The sequence below is a fragment of the Bradyrhizobium sp. USDA 4011 genome, from assembly GCF_054063415.1.
The window spans coordinates 1,318,983-1,334,047 of sequence record NZ_JBSSGG010000001.1 but is presented as its reverse complement, the minus strand read 5'-3'; the positions used below and the strand labels follow the sequence as shown (position 1 = coordinate 1,334,047).

11 protein-coding genes are annotated in these 15,065 nt (G+C 62.5%); 5 read left to right on the top strand and 6 right to left on the bottom strand.

Annotated elements, in window-relative coordinates; translation table 11 throughout:
• A complete protein-coding gene (locus ACVW1C_RS06305; protein ID WP_092125235.1) occupies positions 1-924 on the top strand; it encodes a glycosyltransferase family 2 protein in 924 nt (307 codons plus the stop codon).
• A 349-nt stretch (positions 925-1,273) separates the two neighbouring features.
• On the opposite strand, the gene ACVW1C_RS06300 is transcribed toward ACVW1C_RS06305, so the two are convergent.
• The gene (locus ACVW1C_RS06300) at positions 1,274-2,470 is read right to left on the bottom strand and encodes a hypothetical protein (protein ID WP_456757665.1); all 1,197 of its coding nucleotides are present in this window, start codon (positions 2,468-2,470) and stop codon (positions 1,274-1,276) included.
• Positions 2,471-2,711: 241 nt separating this feature from the next.
• On the opposite strand from ACVW1C_RS06300, the gene ACVW1C_RS06295 reads away from it, so the two are divergent.
• Positions 2,712-3,941: a glycosyltransferase family 92 protein gene (locus ACVW1C_RS06295; protein WP_456757664.1), complete on the top strand. Its 1,230-nt coding sequence runs from the start codon at positions 2,712-2,714 to the stop codon at positions 3,939-3,941.
• A 92-nt stretch (positions 3,942-4,033) separates the two neighbouring features.
• On the opposite strand, the gene ACVW1C_RS06290 is transcribed toward ACVW1C_RS06295, so the two are convergent.
• The 3 genes from ACVW1C_RS06290 to rfbA are packed head-to-tail and all read right to left on the bottom strand — an operon-like array spanning position 4,034 to position 6,735.
• Entirely contained in the window at positions 4,034-4,741 is a 708-nt protein-coding gene (locus tag ACVW1C_RS06290; RefSeq protein WP_456757663.1) for a hypothetical protein, read from the bottom strand.
• Positions 4,742-4,766: 25 nt separating this feature from the next.
• Entirely contained in the window at positions 4,767-5,834 is a 1,068-nt protein-coding gene (gene rfbB / locus ACVW1C_RS06285; RefSeq protein ID WP_456757662.1) for a dTDP-glucose 4,6-dehydratase, read from the bottom strand.
• A complete protein-coding gene (gene rfbA, locus ACVW1C_RS06280; RefSeq protein WP_456757661.1) occupies positions 5,824-6,735 on the bottom strand; it encodes a glucose-1-phosphate thymidylyltransferase RfbA in 912 nt (303 codons plus the stop codon). Before rfbA ends, rfbB begins: the two co-directional genes overlap by 11 nt.
• 109 nt (positions 6,736-6,844) lie before the next feature.
• Between rfbA and rfbC the strand changes: the two genes are divergently transcribed.
• Together rfbC and rfbD are read left to right on the top strand one after the other, a co-directional pair.
• Complete coding sequence (gene rfbC / locus ACVW1C_RS06275) at positions 6,845-7,399, top strand: dTDP-4-dehydrorhamnose 3,5-epimerase (protein WP_456757660.1); 555 nt, start codon at positions 6,845-6,847, stop codon at positions 7,397-7,399.
• Positions 7,399-8,310, top strand: a complete 912-nt coding sequence (rfbD, locus tag ACVW1C_RS06270; protein ID WP_456757659.1) for a dTDP-4-dehydrorhamnose reductase — start codon at positions 7,399-7,401, stop codon at positions 8,308-8,310. The genes rfbC and rfbD overlap by 1 nt, the downstream gene beginning before the upstream one ends.
• A 379-nt stretch (positions 8,311-8,689) precedes the next feature.
• On the opposite strand, the gene ACVW1C_RS06265 is transcribed toward rfbD, so the two are convergent.
• Positions 8,690-9,997, bottom strand: coding sequence for a UDP-glucose dehydrogenase family protein (locus tag ACVW1C_RS06265; RefSeq protein ID WP_456757658.1), 1,308 nt, complete (start codon positions 9,995-9,997; stop codon positions 8,690-8,692).
• Positions 9,998-10,224: 227 nt separating this feature from the next.
• Between ACVW1C_RS06265 and ACVW1C_RS06260 the strand changes: the two genes are divergently transcribed.
• A complete protein-coding gene (locus tag ACVW1C_RS06260) occupies positions 10,225-12,564 on the top strand; it encodes a glycosyltransferase family 2 protein (protein ID WP_456757657.1) in 2,340 nt (779 codons plus the stop codon).
• Here ACVW1C_RS06260 and ACVW1C_RS06255 read toward each other — a convergent pair.
• Complete coding sequence (locus ACVW1C_RS06255; protein ID WP_456757656.1) at positions 12,505-15,060, bottom strand: glycosyltransferase; 2,556 nt, start codon at positions 15,058-15,060, stop codon at positions 12,505-12,507. The two genes, ACVW1C_RS06260 and ACVW1C_RS06255, sit on opposite strands and share 60 nt — an antisense overlap.
• Positions 15,061-15,065: the final 5 nt, after the last annotated feature.

The window sequence follows — 15,065 nt, the reverse complement described above, 5'->3', positions numbered from 1 at the left end:
ATGCTCGCAAGTGTCGTCATCGCGTGCTACAAGCACGAGCAGTATCTTGAGGAATGCCTCGAGACTGTCTATCAGCAGACCTTTGCCGACATCGAGCTCGTCATCGTCGACGACCATTCGCCGGACAAGAGTTTCGAAGTCGCGCAGAAGGTGATCAAGAAGCGGTCGTTTGGAAAGCGCTTTGTCTCCTGCAAGCTGCTGAAGAACCCGCAAAACCTCGGCGCCCACTACACATGGAACAGGGCATTGTCGCTGACGAGCGGCGACATGATCTTCCTTTTGAACTCGGACGATGCCTTTTCGAAGGAGCGAGTCCGGCTGTTCGCGGATCAATATGCCAATGAGCGGCTGTTCTTCGGCTTCTCGGCCGTTGAGCCGATCGACGAACACGGCAAGTCGATCAGCAACTACCAGTTTCCCACGCGCCTACGCTATGCAATCGATCGGGCCCAGATCGCAGGTGCGCCGCTGTCATGGACATTCCTGGATTCCCAGATTGCCGCGTCGACCGGAAACTTCGTCTTCAGCCGTGAACTGCTGCGGCAGGTGGGCTGGCTCGCCGACCTCAAATACTGTCACGACTGGGACTTCGCCCTGCGCGCCGTCACCAAGGTCGAGCCGACCTATCTCGAGTCCGACCGCTATCTGTATCGACTTCACTCAACCAACAGCTTTCGAAGTCTGAGCAAGGTGGCGGAGAGCGAGACCAAGGCTTGCATGGAGTCGTATTGCCTGAATGCAATCTCGTCGCGGCCGCAAAACAAGACCTGCCTCAGCCCGTCCAATTTCGGCGATTCGTTCTATGACTTCGTGAAGCTGCACCCGAACTTCAATTATTGGGTCAAGCAGATCTACGCGCCCTATCATCCGGAACATCGGACGGTGGAGTCGAACGATCGGACCAGGCCGCTGCGTTGGCGCTGATCGGAGGCGTGAAGCCTGCCTTGACCGTTCCGATGCAATCGGAACGGAGCCCTGATTGAGAGTGCGGCGCGGCTTCACGCAAGCCGCGACACACATCTCTAAGGCCGACCTAGAGCGGGATGAATTTTGGTTGAATCGGCTTGCCGCGATTTCGGTTCACCTCTCCCCACTGGGGAGAGGTCGGATTGCTCTCGGCGATGCGAAGCATCGTCCGGTGCAATCCGGGTGAGGGCTCTTGCTCTCTCGATAGACCGCAACCCCTCACCCGATTTGTTGTGCAAATCGACCTCTCCCAAAGGGAGAGGTGAACTTTCGACGCCGTTCCAGCTCAACCTAACCTCATCATGCTTTAGCAGAGGTTTTTCGACGCCGTCTTTGCGGTCGCCTTGAGAACTTCGCGCAGCGCTTCCAGGCGATCGGTTTGGCAGGGCACGGTGGGGACCAGCCAGCCACCTTCGTCATTTTCGTTCCAGGCATAGATCAGCACCGCGGGGGCCCGGCGATCGGGCGCACGGCTGTTCACCCAGCTGATCGATTGCGCCAGATGGCTGGCCAATTCCTTCTTCGTCGGCGCGGCATAGAAATTGGTGACCCCGTCGCCGGGACGCTGCGACTTTTCCCAGGGCACGGGACGTTCGATGCGCGGGCGCCTGTCCCATCCGGTCATCACCGTGGGTACGACCGGGACCTGGCTCGCGGAAAGATCGTTCCAGCCCTTTTCGGCATACTTCGCAAGATCTGCAAAGCTTCCGCGGCCGTTGCCGGTTGTGATCGCATATGACCCGACCGCGTCGGCGCCCAGATTGGCGGCCTCCTGGCTCAGGAATTTTGTGTCTCCCGCCAGCACGATGTAGGGATCGGCAAGCCCGGCGCCGTTGGTGTCGGATTTGAACTTGCCGAGCTGGGTGCGCAGACCTTGCACGCCTCCCCAGCTTCGCTGCACGTCCGCCCCCTTGATGAAGCCCAGGAAGTACAGCGGCCGATCGTTCTGCACCCTCAGATAGTTCTTGTCCGCCATGAGGCCGATATGCTCCTGGGGCAGCGAGGACAGCTTGGCTGCCGATCCCCATCGCCCGAGCTCGGTGAACATGCAGTATCTCAGTTCGGCTGCCTTTGGCCGGGCTCTGAACGCGTACAGGGCTTTCGACATCGGGTGGTTTGCGCCGTAGGCGGCAAACGCCCAATAGTCCAGTCCTGCAAAGATGGCCTGGTCGATCTCCTTGTCCATCTCGGCCTCGATCGAAGCCGAAAAATCGAGTGCGTTGGGATCGCGGTTCATTTGCGTTCCGAAGAAGGGCGTTCGCCAGCGATATTTTTCGGGACCGAGCGATTGCTTCATGGCTTCCGTCGGCTGCGAGCCCGGCGAATACCAGGCGTCCCATCGGATCGCCCCGACCAGCGGCCGGGAGGGTGCCGCGGCCGCGGCAGGATGGCTGGAACCCAGCACGCTGAGCGAGCCGGGCAGGAGGCTTGCGGATAGCGATGTCAAGAACATCCGTCTCGTAAGCGCGAACGGCTGACGGACTGCTGCATTCTCATTGTTCATTGGCGACCTCCGATCGTTCCCGCCCCATGCGACGGTTTCGTGCAAATGACAGCGAGCCCTCTGCTTCTATTGTATTGATTTTCCTCGAAATAACCTTACAACAGTTAAATGTGAGCGCTACGTGTTATAGCCTTATTCTTGTAGGATAAGTGCGCTAATAGGGAATTCGTGGTGCGAACCAATGGTAATTGCTTGTTGATCTCGTGGGGAGCGGCTCAGGTTGGACATGGAAATTCCTGCATTGTCTAGTTTCAGCTCAGGCGTGAATCTCGATACGCTTCCAGCAAGTGAGATCGAGACAAGGCTTCGAGATTTCTTTTCCGGGCGGATCGCAAATCCGAAACCCGACGACCTCATCCAATCGGTCGAGCAGTTGGAGCAGCAATACGGCCACTACAAGGAATTCCAGTTTGCAAAGGCGGCGGCGCTTGTGCAGGCATGTGATTTCGCCGGAGCCCGTGCAATCCTTCTCGACCTCGTCAAGCAGCTGCCATCCGACTCGCGGGTGTTGCATCGCCTTGCGATCGCGGATCTCAACATGGGATCAGCCCAGGAAGCGCAGGACGTTTATCTCTCCGCGCTCGCCGCGGCCCCGAAGAGCGAAAATCTGCGGCGCGAGTTTGCCGGCCTGCTGCGCGTGATGGAGGCGAAGAAGCTCTATGTCGGGGTCGATCGGAAGAAGCATGGCCTGGCCGTCGTCTGCGCCATCAAGAACGAGGGCGACGACCTGCTGGAGTGGCTGCACTTTCACAGACTGGTCGGAGTGGATCACTTCTATCTTTACGACAACGGCAGCACCGACAACACGCGCGCCGTGATCGAATCCTTCCCGTGGCCCGAAATGATCACCTATCATTTCGTGGAGGGAGAATTTGGCCAGATGCGCGCGTTCTCTCATGCGATCGACAGCTATCGCAATTGCTCGGAATGGTGCGCCTTCATCGATGCCGATGAGTACCTGTTTCCAACCCAGGCCGGCAACATCAAGGACGTCCTGGCGGAGGTTGGATCAGCGCCGGCGGTGGCGGTGCATTGGTTGAACTTCGGATCGAACGGTCACGACGCGAAGCCGGCCGGCTTGTGCATCGAGTCGTTCACGCGTCGCGCTCCGGACGACTTCCCGGATCATTTCATCATGAAGTCGATCATTCGGCCGGACACCATCGTGTCGTACCTGCATCCCCATCAATCGCTCGTTCTGGGCTGCTACGTCCAGGAGGACGGCACGCCCGTTTTCCCGATCGGCGGGCGCTGTATCGCTCCCAAGCGGGACAAGCTCGTCATCAATCACTACTACACGAAGTCACGGCAGCAATTGCTGAAGAAGCGTGAGCGCGGCAGGCCGTTGGCCGATGGAGATCCCGAGAAGATCCGCGCGATGGAGTTCTTCACGTTGCGGGATCGCAACGATATCGAAGACGCGACGATCCAGCGGTTTCTTCCGGATTTGAAGAAACTGGTTCAGGCCTGAATCCGGGAACGGCGATCCTCGCCGAGGGAGGGCGCGCCAGGGCGGCGCGCCCGAACGGTGCGCTTGAAGCAAGCTTCGACCGCAGCGATCGGCTACAGAGGTTCTAGCCGGTATTTCGCGAGCAGCTGCTGTGCGGCGTCGCGGTCGATCTCCGCCGGCCTCTGAAAGACGGACATGTTGTTGGCGCGCGCGATTTCCCGCGCGACCGTCCGCACGCAATGGTAGTGGGGACGGTTCTCGAAGTCGTGAATAGCGATGAGGGCTCCGGGCGCGGCGTGAAGCACGCACTGCACGAAGCACGCCACGCGAAACCGGCCGTCGACGAAGTACAGGTCCGCCGTCTTGCTTTCGGGACGCTCCCAGATGCGTTCGTGATAGTCCGGCCAGGAGCTCTCCCTGTCCTTGTCCACCGGATAGCCCCACTCGCGCAGCTTGCCGATATCGACGTGCAGCAGCTGCGGTCTGGTGCTCGCACCGGTCGTGGCTTCGCCGACCTTGGAGAGCCATTCCGAGGAGGAATCGATCGAGATGACCCACTCCTTCTTCGTCTGACAGGCGAGCCAGGTGCTTCCGCCCGACCCGAACTCCAGATAGCGCATCGAGAGATCCACGAAGCTTTTGAACAATGTCTGTTCCTGACCGTCCATTGCGATGTTCATGGCGGGATCCCTTGGTTTCTCGATTTGTTGCCTGGCGGGCGGTTGCCAATCCACCGTCGGAAGGCGGTCGCGGCTCGTCGAGCCGCGATGAAATCCGGTTGAATCGTCATCGCGCTTCTCGGCTTCCGGTTGGCTATCCACGCCGACGGCTTGGAGAGAGCGGCGATTACTGGTTCAGCCCGACGCGCTCCACCTTGTAGCCGCGCTCCAGGATCGCGCGCCACCAGGGTTGCTCGTCGACATACCAGCGCACTGTCTTGGCGATGCCGGTCTCGAAATTCTCCTCGGCGCGCCAGCCGAGCTCGGTTTCCAGCTTCGTGGCGTCGATGGCGTAGCGGCGGTCGTGGCCGGGCCGGTCGGCGACGAAGTTGATCAGCTGGCGCCGCGGGCCTGCCGCAGCCGGCACGACCTCGTCGAGCAGATCGCAGATGCTTTCCACGACGTGCAGGTTGGTGCGCTCGTTGCGGCCGCCGACATTGTAGGTCTCGCCGACCTCGCCGCGCTCCAGCACCAGGGTCAGCGCCTTGGCGTGGTCCTCGACGAACAGCCAGTCGCGAATGTTCTGGCCGTCGCCATAGACCGGCAGCGGCTCGCCGGCGAGCCCCTTGATGATCATGTGCGGGATCAGCTTTTCCGGGAAGTGATAGGGGCCGTAGTTGTTGGAGCAGTTGGTCACTAGGGTCGGCAGCCCGTAGGTCTCGTGCCAGGCGCGTACCAGATGATCTGATGATGCCTTGCTGGCCGAATAGGGCGAGTTCGGCGCATAGGCCGTGGTCTCGGTGAACAGGCCTTCGTCGCCGAGCGACCCGAACACCTCGTCGGTCGAGATATGCAGGAAGCGGAACTGGTCGCGCTTCTCGGGCGAGAGCGTGCGCCAGTGCCGCAGCGTCTCCTGCAGGATCGTGAAAGTGCCGACGATGTTGGTCTGGATGAATTCGCCGGGGCCGTCGATCGAACGGTCGACATGGCTCTCCGCCGCAAGGTTCATCACCGCATCGGGCTGATATTTCTCGAACAGCCGGCGCAGCACCTGCGCCTCGCAGATGCAGGCCTTTTCGAAGGTGTAGTTCAGGCTCTCGGTCGAGCCGGGCAGGGAGGCCAGGTTCGCCGCATAGGTCAGCTTGTCGATATTGACGACGCGGGCGTGGGTGTCTCGCAGCAGGTGCCGGACCACGGCGGAGCCGATGAAGCCCGCGCCGCCGGTGACGAAGATCGTCGATCCCTTAAACCGCATGTTTGAATACCTCGGCAGTGCGGGGCTGGCCCTGGAACGAGCGGTAGACCGACAGCAGATATTCGCCATAGCTGCTCTTGGCGGTCTTCTGTGCCACCCTCGCGAAGGCTTCCAGCGAGATGTAACCCTGGCGCAGGGCGATCTCCTCGGGGCAGGCGATGCGCAGGCCCTGGCGCTGCTCGAGGATCTGGACGAAGTGGCTGGCCTCGACCAGAGAGGAATGGGTGCCTGTGTCGAGCCAGGCGAAGCCGCGGCCGAGCACCTCGACATAGAGGTCGCCGCGCTCGAGATAGGCCTTGTTGACGTCGGTGATCTCGATCTCGCCGCGCGGCGACGGCCTGATGCCGGCGGCGATATCGACCACGTCATTGTCGTAGAAGTAGAGGCCGGTGACCGCGACGTTGGACTTCGGCCGCTTCGGCTTCTCCTCGATCGACAGCGCCCGCCCGGTGCCGTCCAGCTCGATCACGCCGTACTGTTCGGGCGCGTTGACGACGTAGCCGAACACGGTGGCGCCCCTCTTGCGGACCGAGGCGGCCGACAGCATGCTCGGCAGGCCGTGGCCGTAGAAAATGTTATCACCTAACACAAGGGCGACCGAGTCATCGCCGATGAACTCGCGTCCCACGATGAAGGCGTCGGCGAGGCCCCGCGGGGTCTCCTGGGTGGCATAGGCGAACCGGACGCCCATCTCGCTGCCGTCGCCCAGCAGGCGCTGGAACAGCGGCTTGTCCTGCGGCGTGGAGATGATCAGGATATCGCGGATTCCGCCGAGCATCAGCGTCGACAGCGGATAGTAGATCATCGGCTTGTCGAAGACGGGCAGCAGCTGCTTGGAGACGACGGTCGTCACGGGGTAGAGACGCGAGCCGGTGCCACCGGCAAGGATAATGCCTTTCATGGTCCCTCACAGTTTGACTATCAAAACATAACATATAGCGTGCGCCGCACAAGTTTGTTATGAGATGGAAATTAACATTTCTGGCGCGTCAAACTGGAACAAATGTTAAATGAATGTCATCAAGACCGAGCTTCCTGAAGTTCTGATCGTCGAGCCGAAGCTGTTCGGCGACCAGCGCGGCTTCTTCCTCGAGACCTACCAGTCGCCCCGTTATGTCGAGCACGGCATCACGCGCCCCTTCGTCCAGGACAACATGTCCCGCTCTGCCTACGGCGTGCTGCGCGGGCTGCACCTGCAAAACCCTGTGACCCAGGGCAAGCTCGTCTCCGTGCTGCGCGGCAAGGTGCTGGACGTTGCCGTCGACGTGCGTGTCGGCAGCCCGAACTTCGGCAGGCATGTCGCGGTTGAGTTGAGCGAGGACAACCGCCGTCAGCTATGGGTGCCGCGCGGTTTTGCCCACGGCTTCGTGGTGCTCTCGGAAACTGCGGACTTCTTCTACAAATGCGATGACTTCTACAGCCCCAAGGACGAGCTCTCGATCCGGTGGAACGATCCGGCGATCGGGATCAAATGGGGCGTCGATAAGCCGCAACTGTCGGCCAAGGATGCGGATGCGCCGCTCCTCGCCGACGCCAGCAATCTCCCGACCTATGGACAAATCTGATGCGGATTCTTTTGACCGGAACGCGCGGCCAGGTCGGCAGTGCGCTCAAGCCTCTGCTGGAAAGCCACGGCACCATCATCGCGCCGCCGACCGCGGAGTTCGATCTGTCGAAGCCGGAGATGTTGACGGGCGAGCTTGAGAGACTGAAGCCCGATCTCATCATCAATCCGGCCGCCTATACGGCCGTCGACCGCGCCGAGGACGAGCGCGAGCTGGCGTTCCTGGTCAACGCCAGGGGACCCGAAGCGCTGGCGAAATGGGCGGCGGCGAACCGCGTGCCGCTGGTGCATTTCTCCACGGACTACGTGTTCAATGGTTCGGGCGAGGTGCCGTGGCGCGAGGACAGCCCGACCGAACCGTTGTCGGCTTACGGCGCGAGCAAGCTTGCCGGCGATCTCGCGATCCAGGCGGCCGGCGGGACGCATCTGATCGCCCGCACCTCCTGGGTCTATGCCGCAAAAGGCACGAATTTCCTGCGCACCATCGCGCGGCTCGCCGGCGAGCGTAAGGAATTGCGCATCGTCGCCGATCAAATCGGCGCGCCGACGACGGCACAAGCGATTGCGAGCGCGGTCGCCGGCATCGTCCTGCCGAACATCGCCACGCTGCACGATCAGCTCTCGCGTAGGGGCGGTGTCGTCAATCTCGTTTGCGCCGGCGAAACCAGCTGGCACGGCTTTGCAACCGCTATTGTCGGCGGGCTGAGGTCGCGTGGCGTCACGCTATCCGTCGACAACATCGTGCCGATTGCAACGGCCGATTTCCCGACCAAGGCGGTCCGTCCGGGCAATTCGCGATTGGATCTGACGCGGCTCAAGACGCAGTTCGGGGTCACGATGCCGACGTGGCAGGAGGCGCTCGCGCGCGAGTTGGACGCATTCGTCCAACTCGGCGCGCCCGCCCACGCCTAAAGCGGGATGAGTTTTGGTTGAAGCGGCTTGGCGCGGTCTCAGGTTCACCTCTCCCCGTTGGGGAGAGGTCGGATTGCTCTCGGCGATGCGAAGCATCGTCCGGTGCAATCCGGGTGAGGGCTCTTGCTCTCTCTCGGTCGACCGTAACCCCTCACCCGATTTGCTGCGCAAATCGACCTCTCCCAAGGGAAAGGTGAACTTGCGACGCCGTTCCAGCTCAACCTAATCTCATTGTGCTCTGGAGCTCAGAATGTGATGCGGCGTCCCCGCGCCAAACACGCGGCGTGTGCGCTGGGCCGATGCTGAGACGACAAGCAAAAAGCGCGATGAGGATTCAACCACATCGCGCTTCGGAATGAGACGGCGCCGGCACGGCCGCTTAGCGCGGCCGGCCGATGCTGTCGTAGGTGAAGCCGTGCGCGGCCATCTCGTCCGGTCGGTAGATGTTGCGCAGGTCGACCACGACCGGATGCTTCATTTCCTGCTTGATGCGCTTCAGATCGAGCGCGCGGAACTGGCGCCACTCGGTCACGATCACCAGCGCATCCGCCTGGCGGGCGCATTCATAGGCGTCCTTGCAGTACTCGATCTCGGGCAATTCCTTGCGGGCCTGCTCCATGCCGACCGGATCGTAGGCCCGAACCTTGGCACCGAAGTCGATCAGGCCGTTGATCAAGGGGATCGACGGTGCCTCGCGCATGTCGTCGGTGTCGGGTTTGAAGGTCAGGCCAAGCACGCCGATCGTCTTGCCGCGCAGCTCTCCGCCGAGCACGTTGGCGACCTTGCGCGCCATCGCGCGCTTGCGGTTGTCGTTCGCGGTCAGCGTGGCTTCGACGATCTTCAGCTGGACGTCGTGATCGAGCGCCGTCTTGAACAAGGCGCGGGTATCCTTCGGGAAACATGAGCCGCCATAGCCTGCGCCGGCATGCAGGAACTTGGTTCCGATCCGGTTGTCGAGCCCTATGCCGCGCGCTACTTCCTGCACGTTCGCCCCGACCTTTTCGGAGAGATCGGCGATTTCGTTGATGAAAGTGATCTTGGTGGCCAGGAAGGCATTTGCGGCGTATTTGATCAATTCCGCCGTGCGTCGTGCGGTATAGAGGATCGGCGCCTGGTTCAGGTAGAGTGGGCGATAGACTTCGCCCATCACCCTCTTGGCGCGATCGTCCTCGGTGCCGACGACGATCCGGTCAGGATGGCGAAAATCCTGGATCGCGGCGCCTTCGCGCAGGAATTCGGGGTTCGAGGCGACCGCGAAATCCGCGTCGGGACGGGTCTCGCGGATCAGGCGCTCCACCTCGTCGCCGGTGCCCACGGGCACGGTCGACTTCGTCACCACTACGGTGAACTTCTTGAGCGCTGCGCCGATCTCCTTGGCGGCAGCATAGACGTAGCTCAGGTCCGCATGGCCATCGCCGCGCCGCGAGGGCGTTCCCACCGCGATGAAGACGGCATCGGCGTCGCCGACGGCGCCCGCGAGCTCCGTCGTGAAGGTCAGTCGTCCGGCGGCCGCATTGGTCTCGACGAGCTTATCGAGGTCGGTTTCGTAGATCGGGATCTTGCCCCGCTTCAGGGCTTCGATCTTGCCGGCGTCCTTGTCGACACAAACGACCTGATGGCCGAAATCGGCAAAACACGCTCCGGATACGAGACCTACATATCCCGTTCCAACCATTGCAATCTTCATGAATCCGCTCGTCGATCAGTGTGGAGAGGAGGAGTTAGCACTAGCACAATTGGCGCCGATAACGCCAAGTTTTATAACGTATCGATTGTGTTGGAGCGCGACGGCTTTTTGTGCAAACGGTGATCGCCTCAGTGCGGTTGAGTGCCCGCTAATCACCTTGGGCGCGCCATGGACACATTCTCAACTTGAAATCGGCCGACAATCGAGCCGCCGTTTGAGGGGTGGACATGAGCACGAAGACGATTGGCAAGCAGAGGCCCTCAGGAGCTGAATACGCGTCGTTGCAGACGCAATTCTCCAGATACGATCGCACCACGTTTTCTGGATTTGTTTATGACCGCGCCGATCCGACCCGACGCTACGCCGTCGAACTGCTGGTCGACGGCGAGCCATACATGTCATCATTGTGTGACGAGTTTGTAACAGAGCTTGCCGATGCCGGAATCGGCGACGGTCGATTTGGCTTTACGTTCAACGTGCAGGACGAGATCAGCTCGAACGCTGCGATCATCGAGGCAAGACTGGCAAATATCGGAAGTCCCGTCGGTGCTCCGATTCGCTGCGATGTCGCTGCACCGCAAGCGCAGTGGCATCGAATCGGCGATATCAAATGGGCCGGAGGTTTGCGCTTCGAGGGCTGGCTCTCGCAGGACGTCGATGAGGACATCGAGATCCTGATCGCGCAACGGCCGGTCATGACCGTGAAGCCGACCGGGTGGACCAACGTTGCGCGGGGCAGCGAATTCGGCGTCGGCCGCCGGATCGACTTTCATCTGCCCGAGCATTTTGCCGACGGTCGCGTGCGCGGGCTGTCGGCGCGGACAATTTCGGGACGGAGCCTGATCACGGAGCCGGTTGCATTCGTTGCTTTCGAGCGCGGCCTGGAGCAGACCATCGCCGAACTCGGACGCTGGGATAGCGAGCGGCTGCGCGGACAATTGTTCGATCAGCTTTTGCCTGCCTCGGTGCCGTTTCACACCTATCGCAGCTGGAAAGAGCGCTTCTCGCCGTCAGCACCGTCTGACGTTCCATCCGAGGCCGCGGTCGTCCTGATCGGGGATGCCAGGGTGGACGAAAGCATCGAGAGCTTAGAGGCCCAGCGGCACGCGGCCTGGTCGGCGGTGTCTCTGCCGGCGCGGGGGGTCAGTCAGTTCGATTCCGGCGCTGCGCGCGAGTTCGTCGACGGCGATGCCGCCAACAGTGCGTTCTTCGTCTTCTGCCTGAGCGGGACGATCCTTGCGGAAGATGCCTTGCAGCGCTTCGCCGATGTGTTCGCGTCCGAGCCCGGCTGCGATCTCGTCTATGGCGACGTCGAGGTCGCGGCCGGCGCCGGCGCTGTCTGGCCGCTGGCGTTCTCGGCGTTCGACCTCGAACGTGCACTCGAGCAGGGCTATGGCGCGTATTGCTTTTCGGTGCGCCGGGAACGTGCGGTGGAAGCGCTGCGATCGGCGACGTCGCTCTACGACATCTTCATTGGCTGCGTGGATGCTGAGCGAACCTATCATCTGCCGGGATCGGTTGCGGCGTTGCCGCGAATTGATGCGTCCGTCGCAACCGCCGAACTGGTCGCCGCAAGCCAGGCGTATTTTGGCAGGACTGGCGTCGAGGCGAATGTCGAGCCGCGGAAAGCGGGGCTTCTTCCAGCTGTGCGGGTCAAGCGGGCGGTCGATTGGAACGAGCGCACCACCATCATCATCCCGACCAGAAACCGCGCCGAACTGCTCCAGCGCTGTATCGAGACGGTCCTGCCGGCCGCTCATGAGACCAACGCCCGGATTCTCGTCGTCGACAACAGCTCGAGCGAGCCGGAAACGCTGGACTATCTCGAGGATCTTTCAGCGGACGAAATCGACGTCATTTCGGTCGAGGGGCCCTTCAACTTCGCAGCCATCAACAACGCCGCCGTCGATTGCGTCGACACGGAGAACATCTGCTTCCTCAACAACGACGTCCAGGCGCTCGACGACGGCTGGCTGGCTGAGATGCTGTGGCGGCTCTCTGCTCCCGATGTCGGAGCCGTCGGCGCAAAGCTGCTCTGGCCGAGCAGCGTCGTGCAGCACGGCGGGGTGGTGCTGGGCGCCAATTTTTCCGCCGCGCACGCCTTCAACGACCGGATGGATGGTGATCCCGGCTACGGCGATCTGCTCCAGGTGGCGCACGAATGTTCGGCGGTGACGGCCGCGTGCCTCTTGATGCGCAAGCGCGATTTCGTGGCTGTCGGCGGCATGGATGAGGTCCGCTTTCCGATCAGTTTCAACGATATCGATCTGTGCCTGAAGCTGCGCCAGCTCGGAAAGCGGATCGTATTCACGCCGGACGCGAAACTCGTTCACCTGGAGTCGGCAAGCCGAGGCCGTGATTCCGCGCCGGACCGCAAGGCGCGCTTCGGGCGCGAGCTGGCGATGCTGCGCGCGAAGTGGGGCGAGGTGCTGCTCGACGATCCCTATTACAGCCCGCTGCTCGGGCTGGACTCGACGCCGTTCTCCTCGCTCGCATGGCCGCCGCGATCATGGAAGCCGCGCGCCAACCTCCCGCCTGTGCCGACTGCTCCTCCGATCGGAATGTAACTGCGCATCTTCGACCACCCAGTCGAAGACGGCGGCAACCGTTTCATCGGCGTCAAGGCCGGGCCGCAGCTTCAGGTCGGTCTTTCGGCTACGTCCCGGCGGTGTCGGAAGCCATTCCGTCGCCGCGGCCGGCAATCCGGTCGCCAGCAGCGCGTCGACCAGCGGATGCCCGAATGCCGGTTCGCCGATGTCGAGAACCAGTTTCGTGATGCCGTGACCTTCGATGAGTGTCGCGACGTCGTCGACGGCGATTTCGCCGGTGACCATGACATTCATCCGCTGCATCAGCTTGAGGTCGTCGAGGGTGGTGCCGAGCACGATGATCTCGGCGTCTGCATGGGCGTTGGCGATTTGATCGCTGAGGGCTCTCACGAAACGAAATTCCGCCGCGCTGCCGCGCAGGACAAGCAGGCCGAGACGCGCCGGGCCGCTCGCGGCAGGATGCCGCGCCGGCCGCACCAGTCGGTCGCTCGGCCTGACCACCTGCAGGCCGAGAACCGAGACCGAAAAGGCTGCTCCCGCTTCGCCGATCGCGATCACGCCCCGGGCCCCTTCGACGAGACCGGTCCAGTCCGGATGGAGGCCGGATCCAATCGCGGCGCGCTCGGCAAGTCTGGTGTCGGTGATCAGGAGCTCGTAGGCGAAATGTTGCGTGAGCTGCGCGAGACATGCCCTGGGGATGCGGTCCGGTTCCGAAATCTCGAGCGAGCGGATTCGGAGATCGGCGAGAAGCCTCAGGAGGGCCTCGCGGCCCTCAGCTGTCGCAACGTCGAGTGCGATCGACTGCGGGGCTCCGCCATCCGGAGCGAAGATGGCAGCCAGCTGGCGTCGTCCCTCGGCGCGGAAGTGAACGATCAGCCCGCGCTTCTCGTCCGCCGCGAGCTGCCTGCACCGCCTGATGGCAATCTCGCGGCCAACGGCGGAGCCGCAGAGGATGACATGCGGGCTGGCGGCGCGTGGTTCGTTGGACAGCAGCTTGAGCTCGAGCGCCGCGCGGCAATCGCGCAGCGGATCGGCAAGCAGGAACGCCGCGCACTCCGTCGCATAGCGCCGGTAACGGTGCTCGAGCACGCGAAGATTGCGCAGCACCAGCGAACGCTTCTCGCCAAGAAACGAGCGCGAACCTTCGTGTCCGACAAAGACCGAAGGGATGCACACATTGCGGAAGCCGGCCTCCGCGGCGCGCAGGCAGAAGTCGACGTCTTCAAGATAGCCGCGATAGAAGTCGTCGGAGAGCTCATGCACGGCGTCGAGGCATTCGCGGGTGATGTAGAGGCAGAACCCGATGCCGTTGGGAATGTCGATGGCGATCCCGGAATTTGCCGTGCCGGCGAGCTCGTCCAGCAATTCCAGCTCGTCGGGCGAGGGCAGGGGGTTCGACCGGTTCGGGACTGGAAAGCTGGTATATTCGCCGTTGTTCGAGAGCGGGGTCGCCGTGCCCACGCCCGGCGTCGATTGCACGGCGCTCCGCAAGCGTTGCAGCGCGTATTTCGGCACCGTCGTATCCGAGTTCAGCAGTACGACGTCGCCGGTATCAGTCTCGGCAAGCGCCCGGTTGACCGCGCCGACAAACCCCAGATTATGCGCGTTGGTCAGGAGCCGGATGCGCTGCTCGGAAGCCAGTTCGCCGAGCAGGCGCTTGATGTCGGGCTCGGGCGACGCGTCATCGACGGCAACGACGGTCGCGCCCGGCGTGCAGGCCACGGCCGTCAATGCGCTCTCGATGCAGGCACGCGTCGCGGCCAGATCCCGGTACACCGGGATGATGATGGTGAGCGGCGGAGTTTCGGCGCTCTCTGCGCGAAGCGGCCGTTGTGGCGCGTCGCGGCGATCCGGCGCGCGGTTGGCCGGGAGTTGGATGCTCGCGATGACGCGGCCAGCTTGAGCGATCTCGAGGCGCTGCGAGGTCGCGGACGCCGGCCGCATCAGACGAAAGCTCGCAGCACGTCGTCCATCGAGGGCAAACCTGTGACCGGGATCGGCGGGAAGCTGGACGGTGCTGGATTGATCTGCTTGCGCCAATGAAAGGTGTGGGTCGTCAGCGCCTCGCCACGTCACCCATCCCTTCACCTCCTCATCCAGGAAGTCGATACGGGCGCAGCTGTCCTGACCGCTCTGCTCGAGCAGCAGGAGAGCGCTCCTGACTGAATCCGGATCGTCATCGCGCCGCGTGACGCTTCGTGCGGCTTCGATCTGCGCAAGGCCGTCGCCCCAAGCCATCATTCGCCGTGCGGCGGCAAGATCGTCCGGTTCGAGCTCGAGCGCTTTGGCTACGCTGGCGACAGCCGCATCCCTGAGATCGAGGCGAAACAGCGCTTCCGCGCGCAGCAAATGGGCGCGGGCGCCCGGATGCGGCAGGATCCGGCAGCGGCGATCGGCGAGCGCGAATGCGCGACGGAAATCACGTGCCTCGAGCGCTCCAACTGCGGCTCGCTCGAGATCGACGTGGTGGAGCGCTCTCGACGTAAAGGCGATCCTGCGCGCGTCGGCGGTCAAATGTC